The organism is Marinobacter sp. L-46, assembly GCF_056859535.1.
This window is the reverse complement of sequence record NZ_JBSXOP010000057.1, coordinates 56,585-76,884: the sequence shown is the minus strand read 5'-3', so window position 1 is coordinate 76,884 and position 20,300 is coordinate 56,585. Positions and strand designations below refer to the sequence as shown.

At 60.7% G+C, this 20,300-nt stretch carries 16 protein-coding genes, 2 pseudogenes and 1 riboswitch; of the genes and pseudogenes, 7 read left to right on the top strand and 11 right to left on the bottom strand.

The genetic code is table 11. From position 1 onward, the window contains the following. Positions 1–24 precede the first annotated feature (24 nt). A pseudogene (locus AC13DJ_RS08730) lies at positions 25–701 on the top strand (alpha/beta hydrolase-fold protein). 4 nt (positions 702–705) lie between these two features. Here AC13DJ_RS08730 and AC13DJ_RS08725 read toward each other — a convergent pair. Genes AC13DJ_RS08725 through AC13DJ_RS08705 form a run of 5 tightly spaced genes read right to left on the bottom strand, consistent with a single transcriptional unit; the run spans position 706 to position 7,010 of the window. Beyond that, complete coding sequence (locus AC13DJ_RS08725; RefSeq protein ID WP_482934120.1) at positions 706–3,570, bottom strand: EAL domain-containing protein; 2,865 nt, start codon at positions 3,568–3,570, stop codon at positions 706–708. Then, a complete protein-coding gene (locus tag AC13DJ_RS08720) occupies positions 3,567–3,983 on the bottom strand; it encodes a response regulator (protein WP_474543552.1) in 417 nt (138 codons plus the stop codon). The genes AC13DJ_RS08725 and AC13DJ_RS08720 overlap by 4 nt, the downstream gene beginning before the upstream one ends. Before the next feature lies 1 nt (position 3,984). Continuing rightward, positions 3,985–5,592, bottom strand: a complete 1,608-nt coding sequence (locus AC13DJ_RS08715) for a sensor histidine kinase (protein WP_474540140.1) — start codon at positions 5,590–5,592, stop codon at positions 3,985–3,987. Then, positions 5,593–6,132 (bottom strand): response regulator, encoded by a 540-nt coding sequence (locus AC13DJ_RS08710; RefSeq protein ID WP_289101374.1) that lies wholly within the window; start codon positions 6,130–6,132, stop codon positions 5,593–5,595. Next, positions 6,129–7,010 (bottom strand): ATP-binding protein, encoded by an 882-nt coding sequence (locus AC13DJ_RS08705; protein ID WP_058342291.1) that lies wholly within the window; start codon positions 7,008–7,010, stop codon positions 6,129–6,131. The genes AC13DJ_RS08710 and AC13DJ_RS08705 overlap by 4 nt, the downstream gene beginning before the upstream one ends. A 242-nt stretch (positions 7,011–7,252) precedes the next feature. Between AC13DJ_RS08705 and AC13DJ_RS08700 the strand changes: the two are divergent. Then, a pseudogene (locus AC13DJ_RS08700) lies at positions 7,253–8,161 on the top strand (GGDEF domain-containing protein); the annotation flags it as partial. A gap of 71 nt (positions 8,162–8,232) precedes the next feature. Here AC13DJ_RS08700 and AC13DJ_RS08695 read toward each other — a convergent pair. Next, positions 8,233–9,627: an MATE family efflux transporter gene (locus AC13DJ_RS08695; RefSeq protein WP_482934125.1), complete on the bottom strand. Its 1,395-nt coding sequence runs from the start codon at positions 9,625–9,627 to the stop codon at positions 8,233–8,235. A gap of 165 nt (positions 9,628–9,792) precedes the next feature. On the opposite strand from AC13DJ_RS08695, the gene AC13DJ_RS08690 reads away from it, so the two are divergent. Then, positions 9,793–10,653, top strand: a complete 861-nt coding sequence (locus tag AC13DJ_RS08690; protein ID WP_482934119.1) for a carboxylate/amino acid/amine transporter — start codon at positions 9,793–9,795, stop codon at positions 10,651–10,653. A gap of 160 nt (positions 10,654–10,813) precedes the next feature. Beyond that, on the top strand, positions 10,814–12,208 hold the full coding sequence (locus tag AC13DJ_RS08685) for a sodium-dependent transporter (RefSeq protein WP_058342293.1): 1,395 nt from the start codon (positions 10,814–10,816) through the stop codon (positions 12,206–12,208). A 103-nt stretch (positions 12,209–12,311) separates the two neighbouring features. Here AC13DJ_RS08685 and AC13DJ_RS08680 read toward each other — a convergent pair whose 3' ends face one another. From AC13DJ_RS08680 to AC13DJ_RS08670, 3 genes are all read right to left on the bottom strand, one after another. Further along, positions 12,312–12,890: a QsdR family transcriptional regulator gene (locus tag AC13DJ_RS08680; protein ID WP_474540137.1), complete on the bottom strand. Its 579-nt coding sequence runs from the start codon at positions 12,888–12,890 to the stop codon at positions 12,312–12,314. Between the two features lie 64 nt (positions 12,891–12,954). Continuing rightward, positions 12,955–13,677, bottom strand: a complete 723-nt coding sequence (locus tag AC13DJ_RS08675) for a 3'-5' exonuclease (RefSeq protein WP_482934118.1) — start codon at positions 13,675–13,677, stop codon at positions 12,955–12,957. Next, positions 13,670–15,544 (bottom strand): putative nucleotidyltransferase substrate binding domain-containing protein, encoded by a 1,875-nt coding sequence (locus AC13DJ_RS08670; protein WP_482934117.1) that lies wholly within the window; start codon positions 15,542–15,544, stop codon positions 13,670–13,672. Before AC13DJ_RS08670 ends, AC13DJ_RS08675 begins: the two co-directional genes overlap by 8 nt. Before the next feature lie 140 nt (positions 15,545–15,684). Between AC13DJ_RS08670 and cobU the strand changes: the two genes are divergently transcribed. Further along, positions 15,685–16,215, top strand: coding sequence for a bifunctional adenosylcobinamide kinase/adenosylcobinamide-phosphate guanylyltransferase (gene cobU, locus AC13DJ_RS08665; RefSeq protein WP_482934116.1), 531 nt, complete (start codon positions 15,685–15,687; stop codon positions 16,213–16,215). Here the strand turns inward: cobU and AC13DJ_RS08660 are convergent. Next, the gene (locus tag AC13DJ_RS08660; protein WP_482934115.1) at positions 16,199–16,798 is read right to left on the bottom strand and encodes a histidine phosphatase family protein; all 600 of its coding nucleotides are present in this window, start codon (positions 16,796–16,798) and stop codon (positions 16,199–16,201) included. The two genes, cobU and AC13DJ_RS08660, sit on opposite strands and share 17 nt — an antisense overlap. 4 nt (positions 16,799–16,802) lie before the next feature. Further along, positions 16,803–17,855, bottom strand: coding sequence for a nicotinate-nucleotide--dimethylbenzimidazole phosphoribosyltransferase (gene cobT, locus AC13DJ_RS08655; RefSeq protein ID WP_482934124.1), 1,053 nt, complete (start codon positions 17,853–17,855; stop codon positions 16,803–16,805). A gap of 120 nt (positions 17,856–17,975) precedes the next feature. Here cobT and cbiB point away from each other — a divergent pair, with 120 nt between their 5' ends. Beyond that, on the top strand, positions 17,976–18,935 hold the full coding sequence (gene cbiB / locus AC13DJ_RS08650) for an adenosylcobinamide-phosphate synthase CbiB (protein ID WP_474540132.1): 960 nt from the start codon (positions 17,976–17,978) through the stop codon (positions 18,933–18,935). Then, positions 18,932–19,996, top strand: coding sequence for a threonine-phosphate decarboxylase CobD (gene cobD, locus AC13DJ_RS08645; protein WP_474540131.1), 1,065 nt, complete (start codon positions 18,932–18,934; stop codon positions 19,994–19,996). Before cbiB ends, cobD begins: the two co-directional genes overlap by 4 nt. Positions 19,997–20,023: 27 nt before the next feature. Further along, a riboswitch (cobalamin riboswitch) is annotated at positions 20,024–20,229 on the top strand. Positions 20,230–20,300 lie beyond the last annotated feature (71 nt).

The window sequence follows — 20,300 nt, the reverse complement described above, 5'->3', positions numbered from 1 at the left end:
CCATTCAACAGAATCAGGACTGCTATGGAACTGTTATCGACCAACGTCTGTTTTGACGGCGAACACCGCCGCTATCGCCATACCTCGGCCACGCTGCAGTGCGCGATGGAATTTGCGGTTTTCCTGCCCCCGGCGGCACTGGGCACCAATGGCAAGCCGGTGCCGGCTTCTATGTGAACGCGACCGAGCAGCCCTGGGCTCCCCATTACCGCATGTACGATTACGTGGTGAAGGAATTGCCGCAGCTGGTGGAAACCGAACTGCCATTGAGTGGTGAGCGGGCTGTCAGCGGGCATTCCATGGGCGGCCACGGTGCGCTGATTTGCGCCCTGAAGAATCCGGGTTTCTACAAATCCGTGTCGGCGTTCGCGCCCATTGCCAATCCGATGGCCTGCCCCTGGGGCCAGAAAGCCTTTACCGGTTACCTGGGGTCAGACCAGGGCCGCTGGGAAGAGTGGGATGCCACCCGGCTGATTCCGGGGGCTGAGGAGCGCTTGCCCCTGTTGATTGACCAGGGCACCGCCGATGAATTCCTGGAGCAGCAACTGAACCCGGAAGCGCTGGCGGATGCCTGCGAGAAGCACCATCACCACATCAATCTGCGCATGCACCGGGGCTACGACCACAGCTACTTCTTCATTGCCTCGTTCATTGATGACCACCTGAACCACCACGCCCGGGCATTGGGCCTGGTGGCCTGACGCATCAGGCCTGCGGTTGCATATTGGCGTGGTATTTGAACGCCTGCCGGATATGCTCCCGCAGCTGTTTTTCGTCCCAGGGCTTGGTCAGGAACTTGTAGATTGCGCCCTGGTTGATGGCCTCGGTGACGGATTTCAGGTCGGTGTAGCCGGATAGCACAATGCGCACGGTGTGCGGATGAATGGCTTTCACCTGGCTGAGAAACTCGGTGCCGGACATTTCCGGCATGCGCTGGTCTGAAATGATCACCTGTACTTCGTTTTCTGCCAGCAGGGTGAAGGCTTCGCTGATGTTGGTGGATGACAAAATCCGGTAGCCATCCCGGCGCAGGGTCCGGGTCAGGGCCTTGATGATGTTCACCTCATCGTCCAGCAGCAGGACGGTTTTCTGCTCTTCCTCTGCATTATCACTGCCGCCGGCCCCGCGATGTCCGTGCAGGTTCATATATTCGGTCAGCTGCTCGAACGGCATGGGTCGCGAGAAGGCATAGCCCTGCAGTAGGTCACACTGGTTGCGGCGCAGGAAGTTGGCCTGGGCCTCGGTTTCCACCCCTTCGGCCACCACTTCCAGCGACAGGTGGTGGGCCATGGAAATGACGCCCCGGGTGATGGCGGCATCACTCCGGTTCTTGATGACTTCCTTGATGAACGAGTTGTCGATTTTGATCCGGTTGGCCGGCATCTGCTTGATGTAGGTCAGGCTCGAAAAACCGGTGCCGAAATCATCAATCGAGATCTGTACACCCAGCTCCCGGAGCTTGTGGAGTGTGTCGACCACCTGGCTGGTGTCATTGATGACCGCAGACTCCACCATCTCCAGGTCCAGCGCCTGGGCTGGCAGGCCGGATTCGCCCAGGGCCCGTTTGACCGTCGCCAGAAAATCAGTTTTCCGGATCTGTACCGGCGAGATATTCACACCCACCGAACAGTCCCGGAAGCCGGCGGCATGGAGTTTGACCATATCCCGGCAAGCCTGGTCCAGCACCCACTCACCCAGGGCAATAATCTGCCCGGTTTCCTCAGCCAGCGGTATGAAGTCTGCCGGCGATACCAGGCCAAGCTCCGGGTGTTCCCAGCGCACCAGCGCTTCCACCGAGCGGGCCTGGCCGGTGCGGGAGTCGATCATCGGCTGGTAGTAGAGGGTCAGGGCATGGTTGTCGATGGCATCCTGCAGCTGGTTGCGCAGCTTGACCCGGTAGCTGGCCTGGGAGTTCATGGCTTCTTCAAACCACTGCCAGGTGTTGCGACCCAGCTGCTTGGCCTGGTACATGGCCAGGTCCGCCTGCTGGATCAGTTCAGCGGAACTGCTGATGTTGCCGTCGGTTTCGGTCATGCCGATGCTGGCGGTCAGGTGCAGGGTAACGTCGCCAATCCGGTAAGGGTTGGCCAGGGTGCTCATTACCTGTTCCACCACCAGCTGGGCACCGCTGCCGTGGGTCAACCCCGACAGCGCCACGACAAATTCGTCGCCACTGACCCGCGCCACGGTGTCGCCGGAGCGCACCAGTTCTTTAAGGCGGCGGGCCACTTCGATCAGGATCTGGTCGCCGGTGCGGTGGCCGAGGGAATCATTGATCAGCTTGAAGCCGTCCAGGTCAATGAACAGTACCCCCACATGGCGGTTGTAGCGCCGGGCAAACTGGCAGGCCTGGGTCAGCCGGTCTTCCAGCAGGGTGCGGTTGGGCAGCTGGGTGAGCACATCGTGGCTGGAGTTGTAGGCCAGTTGGTGTTCGATGGATTTGCGCTCGGAAATGTCGTTCTGTACGCCCACGTAATGGGTGATTTCATTGCGCTCATTGCGGATCGGCGACAGGTACAGGTCGTTCCAGAACGGAGTGCCGTCTTTGCGGTAGTTGCGCAGCATAACCGACACTTCTTCGCCATCGGCCAGGCCCCGGTGGATAGTCTCCAGCGCCTGCATGTTGCTGTCATCGGGTGGATCGCCCTGCAGGAACCGGCAGTTGCGGCCCAGTACTTCGGCGGCGGTGTAGCCGGTGATGCGCTCGAAGGTGGGGTTTACGTACACCAGTGGCATGTCAGCGGCACGGGCATCGGCCACCACCATGCCGTTGGAGCTGGTTTCAATGCAGCGTTGCAGCAGTTTCAGCTGCCGGGTGTTTTGGATCTGGGCGGTTTTGTCGGTCAGGGTGAACAGGGCCAGTTCGTGGTGGCCAATGGTGATGTTCTGGCTGGCCACTTCCACAATCAGCTTCCGGCCATCCCTGGTGCGGTGGCGTTCCAGCCCGGCCCCCGCTTGCAGTACTGTGCCGTCGCCATCCGGCTCGCCGGTCAGGGATTTATCGGCCAGGTCGGCAATGTTCAGGCCTGCGACTTCCTCCAGCACCACGCCATAGAGCGTGCGTGCAGCTTCGTTCATGGCATTCATGCGGCCGCTGCCCGGCGCTGCCAGGCACATGGGCGTGGGGTTATTCTCGAACAGCAGCCGGTACTGGGCTTCGCTGCTGGCCAGATCTTCGGTGGCGACAGCACGGTCGATGGCATAGCGAATGCTGCGCAACAGGGCATGACCATCGATACGGCCCTTGACCAGGTAATCGGCGGCCCCCAGTTCAACGGCCCGGGCATCCAGCTCTTCATCGCCCTGGCCGGTCAGCAGGATAAACGGGGTGGTGATGCCTTCGTTCTTCGCCTGCTGGATCAGGTCAAGGCCGGAATCCGGCCCAAGGCGCAGGTCAACCAGCGCCACATCAAAGCTTTCCCGGTGCAGGGCGGCCAGGCCATCGTCCAGGCAGTTGTGCCAGGTCAGCCGGGTTTTGCCCGGGCTGGCTTCAGCCAGCAGGTCTTCGGTAATCAGGTAGTCGTCTTCGTCGTCCTCGATCAGCAATACGCGCAACATCGGGTCGGTCATGGTGATTCCCACCAGGTTTTCAGGGCTTTTACGATTTCGATCAGTTCGGTGTAACTGGACGGCTTAACCAGATAGTCGTTGGCCCCCTGGGCCAGGCAGAAGGCCCGGTCTTCATCGTTTCTGGAGGTGGTCAGGATGACCGTTGGCAGCTTTTGCAGGGTGGGTTCCGAGCGGATTTCCACCAGCGATTGCCGGCCGTCTTTCAGGGGCATGTTCAGGTCGAGCAGCAACAGGTCCGGCAGTGGCCCGGGGCCTTCTTCACCAAGCAACAGCGCCATCAGCTCCACGCCGTCGGAGACAAACCGCAACTGGCAGTGCTCGCAGGTTTCCTCGAAGGCATCCTGCAGCATCAGCTGGTCGTCCGGATCGTCTTCGGCTATCAGGATTACCGGGGGGCGGTTGTCACTGGTCATATCAGGCCGCTCCCTGACCGCTGCGCAAGCGGATACGGAAGGTGGTGCCGGTGCCGGGCTGGCTGTTCAGGCTGACCGATGCTCCGTGGCGATCCAGGATTTTCTTCACAATCGCCATGCCGATTCCGGTACCCGGGTAGCCTTCTTTCTGGTGCAACCGCTGGAACGGGTGGAACAGTTTTTCCGCATAGCGTTCGTCGAAGCCGATGCCGTTGTCGCTGACCACCAGGGTCCAGGCATCGTTCGTGATGTCCTCGGCCCGCACCTGAACCACCGGAGGTCGGTCCGGTGCGTGGAACTTGATGGCGTTACTGAGCAGGTTTTGCAACACCTGCCGCAACTGCATGGCGTCGCCCCAGGTTGCCGGCAGTGTTTCGGCGTCTACCTTGCCCTGGGCCCGGCCGATGCTGGTTTCCATATCCACCAGCACTTCGCTGAGGATTTCGTTGGTGTTGCAGGCCACCATGGGCTTGGCCCGGGTGGTTACCCGCGAATAGGACAGCAGGTCTTCAATCAGTGCCTGCATGCGCCCGGCAGCCGACTGCATGCGCCGCAGATAGTCTTTTTCCCGCTCGCCCAGGTCTTCGGAACGGGCAATCAGGCGGTCCGAGAATGCCTGTATCTTGCGCAGGGGTTCCTGCAGGTCGTGGGAGGCCACGAAGGCGAAGTCCTGCAGCTCCCGGTTGCTGCGCTCCAGTTCCTTCATGGTTTCTTCCAGCTGTTCCATGGCCTTGCGCAGGGCCGTGGTGTCACGGGCCACCACGTAGATCAGGTCGTCGGCACTGAGAATGGCGTTGATGTCGACCCAGTGGATACCACCCTGCCGGTTGAGGATACGAACCTCCAGGTCTTTGATTTCCGCGCCTTCGCCCAGGGCCCATACGGCTTCCTGGACCGCTTCCCGGTCGTCCGCGTGGACCAGGTCCAGGTAGGACGTACCCAGCAGTTCATCCCGGGTGTAGCCCAGGGTGTCGACGAAGTGGGCGTTCAGCTCGAAGAAATAACTGTTCAGGTCGATGATGCAGAACATGTCGGGTGACAGCGAGAAGAACTGTTCCCGTTCCTGGGTGAGGATTTCGGCCACCAGTTCGTTGCTGATGTCCCGGCCTACGCAGAACAGGATCTGGTCTTCCGGAGACCACTCGGCAATCCAGGCAATCGTGATGACCTGGCCGTTGCGGTGGTTCAGCCGGGCCCGGAACTCGATGGCTTTGTCGTGTTCGCCAGAGATCAGCCTGGCCATTTCATCTTCGGTGCTGGCCCGGTCTTCCGGCACCAGTAGCTGGCGGTAGGGCTGGCCCTGAAGCTCTTCGGGGCGGTAGCCAAGAATGGTGAGACAGGCCGGGCTGATCTGCAAAAAGGTGCCATCGGCACTGATGGAGCAGAGAATATCCCGGGAGAACTCCAGGAAGCGCTCGTTGATGTAGCGCAGCGCCCGTTCCTGCTCCAGGTGGTAGTTGAGGGTGTTATTGAGCTCTTCCAGCGACGCCGAACGCTGCCGGGCCTGGTTCCAGAACCGGTAGCTGGCAATGGCCAGGGCCACCACCAGTATCGACGCGCTGACAATGAGCAGAATCAGCCAGGGGCTGAAGCCGGGTGAAACCGCCATTCAGTCGGAAGACCCCGCATCGTCGTCCAGCAGTACCGAACCATCGGCATCCCGGCGCACCCGGGTAATGCCGGGGTTGTCGGCCTCCAGGCGCAGCAGCTCTTCTTCCCGGGCCTTGATCATGGCCCGCTGGGCATCGTTTTCCTTGCGCAGGCGCTGATTTTCTTTTTGCAGACGATAGAGTTCTACCGCGGAACTGATCGCAGCGACCACTTCATGGTCGTCCCAGGGCTTGGTCAGGTAGCGGAAGATTTCCGCCTGGTTGATGGCCTTGACCATGGATTCGCTGTCGCCATGGCCACTGAGTACCAGGCGGATGGCGCCCGGTTGCTTCTGCTTGGCAAATTTCAGGTAGGTGACACCATCGGCCATGGGCATCTTGTAGTCTGACAGGATGACCGCGTACTCGTGTTGCAGAAGGGCTTCGAGGGCTTCTTCAACATCGCTGAAGGCGTCGACCTGCCAGTCCTGCCGGCGCAACAAGCGGCGCAAGCTATTGAGGACGTTCGGCTCGTCGTCGACCAGCTGGATTCTGATCATGCAGGGTTCTCCGTATCCTGGTTCTGCTGTGTGTGCTGGAGCGGTTCCGGTTGTGTTACCGGTAGTGTAATCCGGAATCGGGTGCCCTGCCCGGGCTCGCTGTGTACCTCGATCTCGCCATTGTGCTTCTTGATGATGTTGAAGGACAGCGACAGCCCCAACCCGGTGCCCTTGCCGATGCCCTTGGTGGTGAAGAACGGCTCGAAAATGCGGTTCAGGTGCTCGCTGGCAATACCCTTTCCGGTGTCTTCCACTTCCAGGGTAACGCTATCACCCTGGTGCCGGGTACGGATGGTGATCTTGCCAAAATCCTCGATGGCGTGGGCCGCGTTCACCAGCAGGTTCATGATCACCTGGTTGATCTGGGAGGCAATACACTCCACGTGGGGCAGCTCTCCGAAATCCCGGACAACCTCGGCTTTGTATTTGAGCTCGTTGTTCACCACGTTCAGGGTGGTTTCAATACCCCGGTGCAGGTCGGCCTGCTTGAACTCTTCTTCCTCGATGTGGGAGAAGTCCTTCATCGCCGAGATGATGGTTTTTACCCGTTCGATACCCTCGCGGGATTCGCTCAGCAGGTCTTTCAGGTCTTCCCGCAGGTAGTTGTAATCGATGTTGTGGCGGATCTGGCGCAGATCCTCCAGCGATGCCGCGGTGTCTATGGCATCGGTCAGCCGGAACAGGTCGTTCAGGTAGTTTTCCAGGGTTTGCAGGTTGGAATAGACGTAGCCCACCGGGTTGTTGATCTCGTGGGCAACCCCCGCGGCCAGCTGGCCGATGGCCGCCAGCTTTTCCGATTGCAGCAGTTGTTTGTTGGCCTGCTCCAGTCGGGCATTGAGTGCGTCCTGGCCGGTGTCGGTGGGTTCCTTGTCGGTCATTTGGGTGCCTGCCTGCGGGTTGGTTGGATAAACAATATCTGGATTGCATCCAGTATAGATTCACTGCCCCGGTTTTTGCGTAACGTTTGGTTTCTGGAGTTCACGCCAAGTTATTAATTCTTCGTGAGATACGTGGTTGTTCAGGTAGAAATTTGTTAAGAATCGTTGTCGCACGGCGACCGCTCAATTAGCTTGCGCTATTCTTGACTCCCAAATAAGACTTTTGTCGGATCCGGTTCCGCATGCTGCATCGTTTGAAGAACGATTTTCGCCTGTCCATCATTACCCTGCTCGGCGCCAGTGCCGTGCTGGGGATTACGCCGTTTGCCGTGCTTCGGTTCCTGCAGGGCAACACCATGGCGGGCCTGCTCGATACGGTGATCCTTGCGGGTATTTCCTTCGGAGTGATTTACAGCTGGCTGACCGGCAACTCCCGGGTGGGCGGCATGGTGCTGGCCCTGGTGGCCTGCGGCGGTGCGGTATCGGTTGGCTATGTGGTGGGCGAGCCGGGCCTGTTCTGGTTGTATCCCTGCCTGGTGACCACCTTCTTCCTGGTGGCACCGAAGATTGCCATTGTGCTGAACATTGCCTCGGTGCTGGTACTGATGTCGTTCGGGGAGGCCTTCAGTTCCCAGGTGCAGATATGGTCCTTTGCCTCCACCGCAGTGGTCGTCAGTGCCTGTGCCTATGTGTTCGCTTACCAGAGCAAGAACCAGCGGGTGCGCCTGGGACACCTGGCCACCATTGATCCCCTCACCGGGGTGAAAAACCGGCGTTCGATGGACGAAGCGCTGGACCTGGCGGCCGCCAACGCCGAGCAGACCGGGCAGTCCTACGCGCTGGTGCTGCTGGACCTGGATCATTTCAAAACCATCAATGACGACTATGGCCACGGTGTCGGCGACAGTGTGCTGACCGAGCTGGTAGCGCTGATCGAACACAATACCCGCAAGTCAGACCAGTTGTTCCGCTATGGCGGCGAGGAGTTCGTCCTGCTGCTGCCGGGTGTGGATGGCGTGGGGCTGCAGTCGGTGATGACCAACCTGCAGCAATTGTTGCGCCGGCGGCTGAAGCACCCGGGCGGGGCGGTTACGGCTTCCTTCGGTGTGGCACTGCTGGGCCATGGCGAAAGTGTGGCCAGCTGGTTGCGGCGTGCCGACAACGCCTTGTATGAAGCCAAGGAATCCGGCCGTGACCGGATTGTCTATGCAGACGCCCTGGCTCAGGCCGGTTCCGGTGCCGGCCGGTACCGGAACAGCCGCCAGCCCAGCAGCAAGCTGGCGGAGGTCAGCCCCGCGGTTAGTCCCACCCAGAATCCGGCCGCGCCCAGCGCCGGCAGCAGTGCGTCTGTAAAGGTCAGAAAGTAACCCAGCGGCAAGCCGATTCCCCAGAACGAGAACAGCATGATAAACATGGGGATGCGGGTGTCCTTGTAACCCCGGAGTGCGCTGATGCAGGTGACCTGGATGACGTCTGCAATCTGGAACATGGCGGCAAAGGTCAGCAACCGGACAGTGACCGCCTGTACCTCGGCATCACTGGAATACAGCGCCGCAATCGGCCCGGAAAACACATACAGGGCGCTGGCGAAGATCAGGGCGATGGCCGAGGCCAGGATCAGCGAGCTTCGGGAAATCAGCCGGGCGGTGTCCGGGGCTCGGGCGCCGATCAGAAAACTGACTCGCAGGGTCAGCGCCATTCCGATACTCAGCGGCAGCATGAACAACAGCGACACCACGTTCAGGGCAATCTGGTGCCCTGCCACCACCACCGGCCCCAGCGGAGCCAGGAACAGCGCAATAACCGAAAACATGCTGGCTTCTACGAAAATGGTAAAGCCGATTGGCACGCCAATGCGCAGAATGTAACGGATGCCCTGCCAGTTCGGTTTCACCCAGTCTGCCAGTATATGGAAGGCCCGGAAGGTCTTGCTGTAATTCAGGTACACCAGCAGGGCGATGGCCGCCGTTCCGTTCGACAAGGAGGTGGCCCAGCCGCAACCCACGCCCCCCATGGCCGGCAGGCCGAGCTTTCCGTAGATGAAAATGTAGTTCAGGGGCAGGTTGATCAGGGTGCTGAGCACCGAAAATGCCATGATCACCCGGGTGTGCCCGAGCCCATCTGTAAGGCCTCGCAGGGCGTTCATCAGCAGCATGGCAGGAATGCCCCAGGCGAAGGCATCCAGGTAGCCCTGGGTTATGCCGGCGGTGGTGGGCTCCATCTTCAGCATCGACAGCACCGGCTGTACGTTGGTCAGCAACAGCACCATCACTACGGTGCCGGCCAGGGCGATGTACAGCCCCTGCCAGGTGGCCGGCATGATCTTGCTGGTGGTGCGGGCACCGTTGTAGCCGGAAATGATCGGTTGCAGCGCGCCGAGCAGGCCCATGAAAAACAGGAACAGCGGCATCCACAGGCTGCTGCCGATGCCGACACCGGCCAGGTCTTCGGCACTGGCGTGACCGGCCATCACGGTATCGATGACACCATTGGCCATCTGGGCCAGCTGGGCAATCAGGATGGGGCCGCCCAGAATAGCCAGGGTTTTCCATTCAGTAAGGGTGCGGCTGACCAGCGGTTGCCGGGTTTCTGGTAACGGTTGGTGGTTTTCGTCCATGGTGTTCCGGGTTTCTGTGCAGGGCGTATAGGGGGCCTTGGGCCGGCTGAAGATCATACCCTATCGCCGGTGTTGGTTCTTATAGGGACAAGCACGCCTTCAGAAACTGCAATTGCCGGAAGAAATCAGTAAAGTAGCAGCCCGGATTTTTGCAGGTGGCGCGCGATGAAACTGTTGGTTCTGGTTACGATTCTCTGGGCGTTCTCGTTCAGCCTGATTGGTGAATTCCTGGCTGGCCGGGTAGACAGCGACTTTGCGGTGCTTAGCCGGGTGTTGCTGGCAGCTCTGGTATTCCTGCCCCTGACCCGCTGGCGCGGTGTTCCCGGAGGCATGAAGCTGGGCATCATGGCCACCGGTATGCTGCAGTTCGGTATCACCTACCTGTGCCTGTACCGCTCGTTCAGTTACTTGACGGTGCCGGAAGTGCTGTTGTTCACCATCTTCACTCCGCTGTATGTCACCCTGCTGGACGATGCCCTGTACCGCCGGTTTTCCCCGGCGGCCCTGCTGGCTGCGGCCATCGCCACCCTGGGCGCCGGCATTATCCGCTACGACGGCCTGAGCGAAGACTACATCACTGGTTTCCTGTTGTTGCAGGTGGCCAATTTCACCTTTGCCGCCGGCCAGGTGGGCTACAAGCATGTAATGCAGCGTTACCCGCTGGAGCTGCCGGGCTACCGCACTTTCGGTTATTTCTTCTTTGGCGCGCTGGTCATCGCCCTGCCGTCGTTCCTGGTTTTCGGCAATCCGGACAAGCTGCCGGCTACCGGCTTGCAGTGGGGCATTCTGGCCTGGCTTGGCCTGGCGGCTTCTGGTTTGGGCCTGTATCTGTGGAACCGCGGCGGCTGCCAGGTGGATGCTGGTACCCTGGCGATCATGAATAATGCCCTGGTGCCGGCCGGCTTGCTGGTTAACCTGTTGATCTGGAACCGGGATGCGGATCTCGGGCGGCTGGCGCTCGGCGGCCTGGTGATTGCGTTCTCGCTGTGGGTGAATAACCGGTTTCGGCGGCAGGCCCTGGCCTGATCTCCTGGCCGGGGGCCGGCCGTAAACAACTGAACAACATTTCAACACTGGCACCATTTGGCCAGTGCTGGCAGAATCCGGCCCCAACTGCGCCAGCACTCAGGCTCGGCGCACTCACAATCCGTAATTTCCTAAAGCCAAAAGCACAGGAATAAAACTCATGACTCAGTCCAACTCCGCAGCTGACAGCGGTACCGGAGCTCGCGGACTCTGGTCTTCCAGACTCGCGTTTATTCTGGCAGCAACCGGTTCTGCTGTCGGCCTTGGTAACGTGTGGAAGTTTCCCTACGTAACCGGTGAAAACGGCGGCGGCGCGTTCGTTCTCGTTTACCTGCTCTGTATCTTCATCATCGGTATTCCCATCATGATGGCCGAGGTGTTTATCGGCCGGAATGGTCGCCACAACCCGATCACCAGTTTCCGGCTGGTGGCAGAGCGCAACCTGGCGTCTCCGGGTTGGCGTATTTCTGCCATCATCGGTATGTTCGCGGCCTTTATCATTCTGTCGTTCTACTCCGTCATCGGCGGCTGGGCGGCTTCCTACATCGGCCACGCGGCCATGGGTGACTTTACCGGCGGCACGGCTGACTCGGTAGGCGCCTTGTTCGGTGATTTGCTGAGTAACCCCGGCCTGTTGCTGTTCTGGCACACCGTCTTTATGGCGCTGGTTATCCTGGTGGTAGCCCGTGGCCTGAAGGGTGGCCTTGAGCGTGCTGCGACCATCCTGATGCCGGCACTGTTGGTGTTGCTGCTGGTAGTGGTGGGCTATGCCACCACCACCGGTCATTTCGGCGAAGCGGTCAGCTTCCTGTTCACCCCGGATTTCAGCGCCCTGACTATTGACGGCGTCCTGGTTGCCCTGGGCCATGCGTTCTTCACCCTGAGCCTGGGTATGGCCATCATGATGGCCTACGGCTCCTATCTGGGTAACGATGTGAAGATTGGCCGCACGGCTGTCAGTGTTGCCATCCTGGACACCGTGGTTGCCTTGCTGGCGGGCCTGGCCATTTTCCCGGTGGTGTTCGCCAACGGCCTTGAAGCCGGTGCCGGCCCTGGCCTGATCTTCCAGACCCTGCCGCTGGCGTTCGGTAACATGCCCATGGGCAGCCTGTTTGGTGCGCTGTTCTTTATCCTGCTGCTGTTTGCTGCCTGGACCTCCGGTATTTCCCTGCTGGAGCCGGTGGTTGAGTGGGTTGAAGAGAAAACCAGCCTGGGCCGCACCGGCAGTGCCATTGTGGCCGGCGGTGCCTGCTGGGCACTGGGTATTGCCTCGATCCTGTCACTGAACGTGTGGTCCGGCGTGACTCCGCTGGGCATGTTCGCAGCCTTTGAAGGCAAGACCATTTTCGACCTGCTGGACTACTTTACCGCCAATATCATGTTGCCGCTGTCCGGTATGCTGACGGCTGTGTTTGTGGGCTGGTTCGTGGCCAAGGAGTCTCTGAAGAGCGACCTGGCCATGGACGGTGGTGCCTTTGCCCTGTGGCACAACCTGCTGCGCTACGTGACTCCGGTAGCCGTGGCGATCGTGTTTGTCTACAACCTGATTGGTTGATCCGGCGCGGCCGTTCTGGCCGCTGCCACACCATAAAAAAACCGGCGCTGGTAACAGTGCCGGTTTTTTTATACCTGAAGATGACTGCCTGAACCTTGCCGTTCTAGACCTTACCGCCCAGCAGGATGCGCACCGCCGTGCAGGCATCTTCGAGTTCTTCGTCCCGGGGTTCCCGGCCACCGATGATGTCGCTGTACAGGCAGGATTCGGCGATGCGCACCATAAAGTAGGACAGGCTCTGTATGTTCATGGGCGGGCTCAGGTGCCCGGCGCGTACTTCATCCTTGAGTAAGCGGGTATTCACTTCCACCGTGCGGGCGTGCAGGGTGGAATGGGATGAAGTGAGCATCTTGAGCGCGTATTCCGGATCCTGGTGCAGGAATTTCCGCAGTGGCGAAAAGTGCAGGATGGTCATGTTGATGTGACGGAACACGGCAACGACATAGTCGACGCCATGGCCGGGGGTAATGGCACGGGCTTCTTTGTACAGAGGTTCGTACAGGGACCAGAGAATCTCACCAATCAGCAGGTCCCGGTTGCCCACCCAGCGGAACAGGGTGGCGCGGCCTATGTGCAGGTCATCGGCCAGGGCCGCCAGGCTGATCTTTTCCCCTTTCAGCCACATTCTTCGGGCGCGTTTGAAGGCGTCCAGAGGCGTAGGTTTGGTGATGGTGTCGGTCACTGTGGTCTCTTTGGCTGATTTGCCCTTTATTCTAGCGATTGCCGCCTGCAGGGGCTATGGGTCCTTATACCCACAGGTCGCCAATGGCCGTATCCGGGCCGAAGTGGTGAAGCACCTGGGCCTGGAACAGTTCGGCGGTGGCGATGGCGTCGATCAGCGCATTGTGGCCGGCGTAGTGGGGCAGGCCGTAGCGGAGCCGGCTGTCGGCCAGGCGGATGGAAACCGGCTTCTTGCCCATGAGCTGTTGCCAGCGGCTCGGGTTGCGGTCCGGATGCAGGTGGGCTTCGATCGCCATGGTGTCGATAACCGGGAAACGCAGTTCTTCCTTAAGGCGCCATTGCAGGGCAACGTTCAGGAACGGGCGCTCGATGTTGCGGTAGTGCACCACGGGGATTCGGCCGGTGAGGTGTTCAAACAGAGGGTCCAGCACGTCTTCCAGGTCCGGGGCGTTTTCAATTTCGCTGTGGGTAATGCCGTGGATGGTCACCGAGGTTTTGTGCAGGGGCAGCCTGGGGCGCACCACCTGGTGCCAGCATTGGCCGAGCTGGATGCCGTCCAGGGTGAAGGGCACCAGGCCGATGCTGACGATGGAGTGCTGGTCGGCTTCCAGGCCGGTGGTTTCGAAGTCCAGGGCCAGTAGCGGGACGTCCCGGATAGGTGTGTCCGGACTGGGGCAGCCGGCTTCGTAGAAGGCACGGATTCTGGCGTCGTTTGCCTGTTCGGCGCCTTTGCGGTAATTCTCTGGCCAGTTCTGTTTGCTGTTGCTGCTTTTGATGGCGTTAGACATTCCGGGTAGCTCCGGCGTTGTAGCGGAAGCGCAGGAACTTCTGGGCGTTACTGACGATCTGGAAGGCGTCTTTCAGATGGCTGCGTTCAAATGGTGACAGGTCTTCCGGGCGTACGTTGTTGTCCGGTTCGCGGCCTTCTTCAATGGCCAGGGCCTGGTGGCGGATACGGACGATGGAGATGAATTCCAGGGCATCGCGCAGGTTGCCGGCGTCGTCGTCCAGCATAAGATTGGTTTTAGCGATGTCCCGCAGGCGCTCGAAGGAGTTCTGGGAGCGGGAACCGCAGGCCAGGGCGTGCACCCGGATGAGGTCGGACACCGGTGCCGTGCCCCGGCGTTTGAGGTTGAAGGTTTTCTGGTGCTTGCCGTCTTCTTCCAGCACAAAGGTGCGGAAGAAACCCAGGGGCGGCGTACGGTTCAGGGCATTTCTGGCCAGGAACGTGAGGAAGCGCTGACTTCCTCCCGCTTTTTCCACAATCAGGGTTTTCAGCTGCTCGGCAAAGTCGGTTTCGCCGTAGATGCCGTCCAGGTCGAAGAAGATGTTGCTGTTGAGCAGGGCTTCGGCCTTGGGGTTGTCGATCCAATCGGTGAAGTAACCCTTCCACACGCTCAGCGGCTGCCGCCATTTCGGGTTGGTGGCCATGATGTCGCCGGTGCAGTAGGGGTATCCGCATTCGGCCAGGCCATCGGAGACGAACTTGGCCAGGGCCAGGAAGTATTCGTCGTGCTCTTCCGGGACGAAGCTGTCGTCCAGTACCATGGCGTTGTCCTGGTCGGTAACCACCAGCTGTTCATCCCGGGCCATGGAGCCCAGTGCCATAAAGCAATGCGGAATGGGAGGCGGGCCAAGTTTTTCCTCGCCCAGCTCCAGCAGACGCTGGCTGAAACTGCGGCCGATGCCGGCCATGGCGCTGCCGATCATGTGGGAGTTGGCGTCTTCGTTGACCATGCGCACGAAGCTGTCGCGCACTTCGCGGCTGATTTTCTTCAGGCCTTTGATGTCGTTCTGGTGGTAGATGTTGCTCACCAGGTACAGGCTGCTCTGGCTCTCGTATTTGACGATGTCGGACAGCGCGATAACGCCACGCACTTCATGGTCTTCCATGACTGGCAGATGGTGCACGTTATTGTGCAGCATGGTAAGCATGGCTTCGAAGATGTAGCTGCGGGCGCTGATGGTAATCAGCCCTTCGGACATGATCTCGCTGATGGGGGTTTCTGATGGCAGGGCGTTGGTGACCGCCCGGGTGCGCAGATCCCGGTCGGTGATGATGCCCTTGAGCCGGGGTGAGTCCCCACTTTCGTCCATCAGCAGCAGTGCCGACACGCCGTTGTCGGTCATGATCCGGGCGGCTTCCTGAAGGCGCACGGTGGTCGGGGCAGAGACTGGCTCCCGGGCAATCAATCGGGTGACCTTGGCGGACATCAGTTCGTTGGATTTGTGCCGGCGCGAGACCGCCGAACGCAGACGGCTGTGATCTTCAATCTCGACAAAATCCGCGAAGTTCTCGTCGTTTTCCCACAGATGCTGGAAGGTCTCGTAGGGGATTTTGTAGATCAGGCAGTCTTCGATGGCTTTGGCCGGAAAGCGCACTTTCTGATTGCGCAGCAGGCCAAACTGGCCAAAGATTTCGCCCTCACCGATGCGGTTGTAGAGCTCGCCGGAGCGCCGGAAGATTTCCACCGCACCGCTGCGGATGTAGTGCAGCCAGTAGTTCTGCTGGCCCAGCTCCAGAATCTGGGTGCCGGCCCGGTAATAGGCTACTTCGATACCAGTGACGATGCGGTCGAGCAGCTCTTCGGGCATGTCGTCAAAGGGGGCGTGTTGGGCGATGTGGTTGCGGATGTCGAGCAGCTCGGCCTGCATGGGCTCTCCAGGGTTGATCGGTCTTGTTCTGAAGCCGGCGATTGCGGTGCCGCCGTTTCCGGAGTCTGGCTAAACTATAGCAGTTGTCTGTCCGGTTGGTGTACCTTGGCGGCGGAATGTGGCGGGCTGGAGAAAGGTTTATGGTCAACAAGTTACTGGTAACCGGCGGGATTCGCTCCGGTAAGACCGGGCTGGCGGAGCAGCGGGCCAAAGCGGCCGGTAACGACGTGGTTTATGTGGCGACCGCCACTGCAGGCGATGATGAAATGGCACTGCGTATTGAGCGTCACCAGCAACTGCGGCCGAACCACTGGCAGCTTGCTGAAGAGCCGCTGCGCCTGGGCCGGGTATTGTCAGTGTATGCCTGCGGTCCGGGAGAGCCACCGTTGCTGTTGGTGGACTGTATGAGCCTGTGGCTGAGCAATCTGTTGTTTGCCGACGGCTCCTTGTTCCAGCCCGAGCGGGCGGCCTTTCTGGAGGCGGTTGAGGCCTATCCCGGCCCTCTGGTGATTGTGACCAACGAAGTGGGGCTCGGAACCATCGGCATGGACCCGCTTACCCGCCGTTTTGCCGACGAGCTGGGCTGGCTCAATCAGGCCCTGGCCCAGCGATGTGATGAGGTGGTGATGGCCGTGGCGGGTTTGCCACTAACCCTCAAGGTTGGTGGCTGATCAGGCTGCGGAACACACCGAATTCGGACTGGTCGACCTGTATCTGGCTGCGGCAGGCGTAAGGGACGGCGAAGCCGGTGAATGATTTTTCCAGCGGAATGCCCAACACATTGGCCAGCACCATGCGAATCACGCCTCCGTGGCAGACCACCAAGACCCGTTTGCCGGCTAGGGTTTGCTGCCACCGATTAAAACCATCGATGGTGCGCTGGTAGAAATCCGTCACAGCTTCACCGCCGGGGGGGAGGAAGTTGATGGGGTCCTGCCAGAAGTGTTTGAGGTGATCCCCATAACGCTCCTGGATCTGCTCTGCGGTCAACCCTTCCCACTCACCGAAGCCGATCTCCCGAAGATCTTCTTCGATGTGCAGTGGAATCCTGTGTTCCTCGGCTAGTTGCTGGGCGAAGCGTCGGCACCGTTTCATGGGTGAACTGACGATGGCGTCCCACCGATCACCCTCGGCGATGGCAGCTCTCATCTGTTGCCACCCGGTGTCGCTCAAAGGGTCGTCTTTACTGCCCCGGAACATCTGGCCACCTTCCGGTTCGCCGTGGCGTATCAGGTCGATCACTGTGGTGGTCATGGGGTTAGTCTCCCGCTTTGCCGCTGACACCGGCGTCGGTAAAGCTGGCCATCCGGTTATGCAGCGCGCAGGCGGCGCGCAGCAGCGGAACGGCAACGGCCGCGCCACTGCCTTCGCCCAGGCGCATACCAAGATCCAGCAGGGGCGAGGCATCGAGTGCCTCCAGCACGGAATTGTGGCCGGGTTCGGCCGAGCGGTGTGCAAACAGAAGCCACTCGCGCACCCCTGGCTGTTGATGCACAGCCACCAGCGCGGCGACAGAGACGATAAAACCATCCACCAGCACCGGGATCCGGCGTGCGGCGCAGCCCATTATGGCGCCCGTCAGTGCGGCTATTTCAAAGCCTCCCAAAGAGGCCAGTACCGTCAGCGGGTCCCGGTCGGGACCATGTCGGTGCAAGGCCTTCTCAACAACGCGGGCCTTGCGGGCAACGCCTTCGGAGTTCAGCCCGGTGCCCGGGCCAACGAGGGTGGTGGGCTGCTGGCCCAGCAGGGCGCAGGCCAATGCGGCGGCACTGGTGGTGTTGCCGATGCCCATGTCGCCACCAATAAACAGGCGGCAGCCAGCGTTTACGGCACGCCTGGCGGCATCGTCGCCACTGTATAGCGCGGATTCAACCTGGCGCGAGGACATGGCCGGTGATTTTGCCATGTTGGCCGTAGAGGGGGCGATAATCTGGTGTATGACACCGGGCAATGCCGGTACCTCGCCAACCGTACCCAGGTTAACCACTTCCAGGCTGGCGCCAAGTTCTTCAGCCATCACACTGATGGCAGCGCCGCCGCTGGCAAAGTTGGCGATCATCTGGGCGGTGACTGCCTGTGGAAATGCTGAAACACCTTCGGCGCAAACTCCGTGATCACCGGCAAACACCACCATTCGCACCGGATCAACGCTGGGTTTGTCACTGCCGTTCAGGCCCGCCAGGTTGATGGCGAGCTTTTCCAGTTGCCCGAGAGAGCCGGGTGGCTTGGTGAGTACCTGCTGGCGTTCGGCGGCAAGCGCGGTGTGCTGAACCGAGGGCCTTGGGGGTGACTTCAACCAACTGTCGGGCAGTGCCATGGCGATGGGTCCTTGTGGGCGGAAAACCGAGGATGGTCTAACCGGGAGGCAAGACTGTCAAGTTCAGTGATCGGTCGGTTAGACTTGCCGGCACTTGATTTACGGAGATCGGCTTTGGATACGTTTGTGGTTGCAGCGCTGGTGTGCGGTGCCGCGGTTTTGGTGGATTGGCTCTTGGGTGAGCCCCGGCGATGGCATCCGCTGGTGGGTTTCGGCCGGTGGGCATCCCTGTTGGAGCAACGCCTGAATGATCAGCCGTCATTCCCGGCGCAAAGCCTTTTGCGGGGGTTGCTGGCGACCCTGGTAGCGGTCATGCCAGCCGTCGTGCTGGCAATTCTGCTGCAATTCCTGCTGGAGGGCTGGCTGTGGCTGCTCACTCAGGTGGCCGGTGTCTGGCTTGCCATTTCATTACGGGGGCTGGCGGAGCATGGTCGGGCGGTGTCGACTGCGTTGGCGTCCGGGGATGGCGCCCGGGCCCGGCTGGCGGTTGGCCAAATTGTCAGCCGCGACGCTGCAGCGCTGACCGACGAAGGCGTTGCCGCCGCCGCTTCGGAATCCATGCTGGAAAATGGCGCGGATGCGGTGTTTTCAAGCTTGTTCTGGTATCTGGTCGCTGGCTTGCCCGGACTGGTTTTGCACCGGCTGGTGAACACGCTGGATGCCATGTGGGGCTACCGGACGCCACGATATCTGTATTTCGGGCGCTGCGCCGCCAGGCTCGATGATGCTATGAACTGGGTGCCTGCCCGGCTAACTGCCTTGACCTATGCGTTGCTGGGCAATACCCGGCTGGCCGTGAAATGCTGGCGTGAACAGTCCAGGGCCTGGGACAGTCCGAACGCCGGCCCGGTGATGGCAGCAGGAGCGGGCGCGCTCGGTGTCACACTGGGCGGCCCGGCGCCGTATTCCGGTGGCGTGAAGCAGCGACCGCTGCTGGGCAGCGGGCAAGGCGCCACGGCGCAAACCGTGGAGGGCGCGATTTCCCTGGTTCAGCGTGGCGTGATGTTGTGGCTGTTGGTGTTGTTGGCCTTGGCCGCAACTCTGAATGCGTTCTGGTCAGGAGGTATCGGGTGACAGCGTTCGATGGTGCTGATTTGCCGGAGCATGGAGGTCGCCTGAGGGCAGCGGCTCAGCACTGGGGCATTCCTCCGGAACAATGGCTGGATCTCTCCACCGGTATTAATCCTGTGCCCTGGCCGGTTCCGGCAATTCCGGCGGAGGTATGGCAACGGCTGCCGGAGCCGGAAGATGGGCTGGAAGAGATTATCCGTATCTGGGCCGGGGCGCCGGAGCGTGCCTGCTGCCTACCCGTAGCGGGTTCCCAGGCGGCGATCATGGCCCTGCCAGCGGTTCGTGCCCGTAAGCATGGTTTCGGTCGGGTGGCCGTGCCCATGCCCGGTTATCGTGAGCATGGTCATGCCTGGCGGCGAGCGGGTTTCGACGTGGTGGCGATTCCTGAACAGGCGACAATGCAAGCGGAGCTGGCGTGGCTGGACTCTGTGGATGTGGTGGTATGGATACAGCCGAATAATCCGACCGGGCAGCTGATGGATCCTGCCCGTTTACGGTTTTGGCACGAGCGTCTGCGCGAGCGTGATGGCTGGCTGGTGCTGGATCAGGCGTTTATTGAGGGTGAGCCCGGCTTCGGCCTAGACCCGTGGGCGGGCGCTCCGGGGCTGATCGTGTTGCGCTCGCTGGGCAAGTTTTTCGGGCTGGCAGGTCTCCGTGCCGGTGCGATCCTGACCGAGCCTGGACTGGCTCACCTGCTGGCGAACGAGCTTGGCCCCTGGACGGTCAGCGGTCCTGCACGCTACCTGATGGCCAGGGCTCTGCAAGATCAGGCCTGGCAGGTGGAGGCTCGTGCCAGCCTGCAAACGGCAAGACTGCGAATGGACGGCCTGCTCAGAAAACACGGGATGCCGTCCCCCACCGGCACCCTGCTCTTCAGAACGGTTCAACATCCCCGCGCAGCGGACATTGCTGACCAGCTGGCTCGCCGCGGCATTCTGGTCAGGCGTTTTGACGCACCCGCAGCCCTGCGTTTCGGTTTACCGCCGGATGAAACCGGTTGGCAACGGCTGGAGGGTGCGTTGTCTGAATTAACATATCTCATTGACCACCCCCACCCTGGTTGATAGTCTTGCCCGCGATTTCAGGTGCTGTATGCATTTTGTCCAGGCTGGCGATAGTCCGGAGGAGTGCTCGCAGTGAAACGGGAAGCCGGTGACATTCCGGCGCTGCCCCCGCAACGGTAATCAGGTGAAAGGCAATCCAGTACGCCACTGTGCCAATGGCATGGGAAGGTGGTTGCCCCGGAGCATCGGCTCCGCCTGTAAGCCCGGAGACCGGCCTGAAAGACGGAACCGTGAGTTCCGGACACCAGACGTTGCGGAGGGCGACGGCGGTGGGTGAACCTGGCTCGCAATTACTGACACGCCC

What these genes read in the sequence shown, in the direction of transcription:
- AC13DJ_RS08660 (WP_482934115.1), bottom strand. Translation starts at nt 16,798, where the DNA reads ATGACCACCACAGTGATCGACCTGATACGCCACGGCGAACCGGAAGGT.
- cobU (WP_482934116.1), top strand. Translation starts at nt 15,685, where the DNA reads ATGGTCAACAAGTTACTGGTAACCGGCGGGATTCGCTCCGGTAAGACC.
- AC13DJ_RS08675 (WP_482934118.1), bottom strand. Translation starts at nt 13,677, where the DNA reads ATGTCTAACGCCATCAAAAGCAGCAACAGCAAACAGAACTGGCCAGAG.
- AC13DJ_RS08690 (WP_482934119.1), top strand. Translation starts at nt 9,793, where the DNA reads ATGAAACTGTTGGTTCTGGTTACGATTCTCTGGGCGTTCTCGTTCAGC.
- AC13DJ_RS08705 (WP_058342291.1), bottom strand. Translation starts at nt 7,010, where the DNA reads ATGACCGACAAGGAACCCACCGACACCGGCCAGGACGCACTCAATGCC.
- AC13DJ_RS08720 (WP_474543552.1), bottom strand. Translation starts at nt 3,983, where the DNA reads ATGACCAGTGACAACCGCCCCCCGGTAATCCTGATAGCCGAAGACGAT.
- AC13DJ_RS08685 (WP_058342293.1), top strand. Translation starts at nt 10,814, where the DNA reads ATGACTCAGTCCAACTCCGCAGCTGACAGCGGTACCGGAGCTCGCGGA.
- AC13DJ_RS08725 (WP_482934120.1), bottom strand. Translation starts at nt 3,570, where the DNA reads ATGACCGACCCGATGTTGCGCGTATTGCTGATCGAGGACGACGAAGAC.
- AC13DJ_RS08695 (WP_482934125.1), bottom strand. Translation starts at nt 9,627, where the DNA reads ATGGACGAAAACCACCAACCGTTACCAGAAACCCGGCAACCGCTGGTC.
- AC13DJ_RS08670 (WP_482934117.1), bottom strand. Translation starts at nt 15,544, where the DNA reads ATGCAGGCCGAGCTGCTCGACATCCGCAACCACATCGCCCAACACGCC.
- AC13DJ_RS08710 (WP_289101374.1), bottom strand. Translation starts at nt 6,132, where the DNA reads ATGATCAGAATCCAGCTGGTCGACGACGAGCCGAACGTCCTCAATAGC.
- AC13DJ_RS08715 (WP_474540140.1), bottom strand. Translation starts at nt 5,592, where the DNA reads ATGGCGGTTTCACCCGGCTTCAGCCCCTGGCTGATTCTGCTCATTGTC.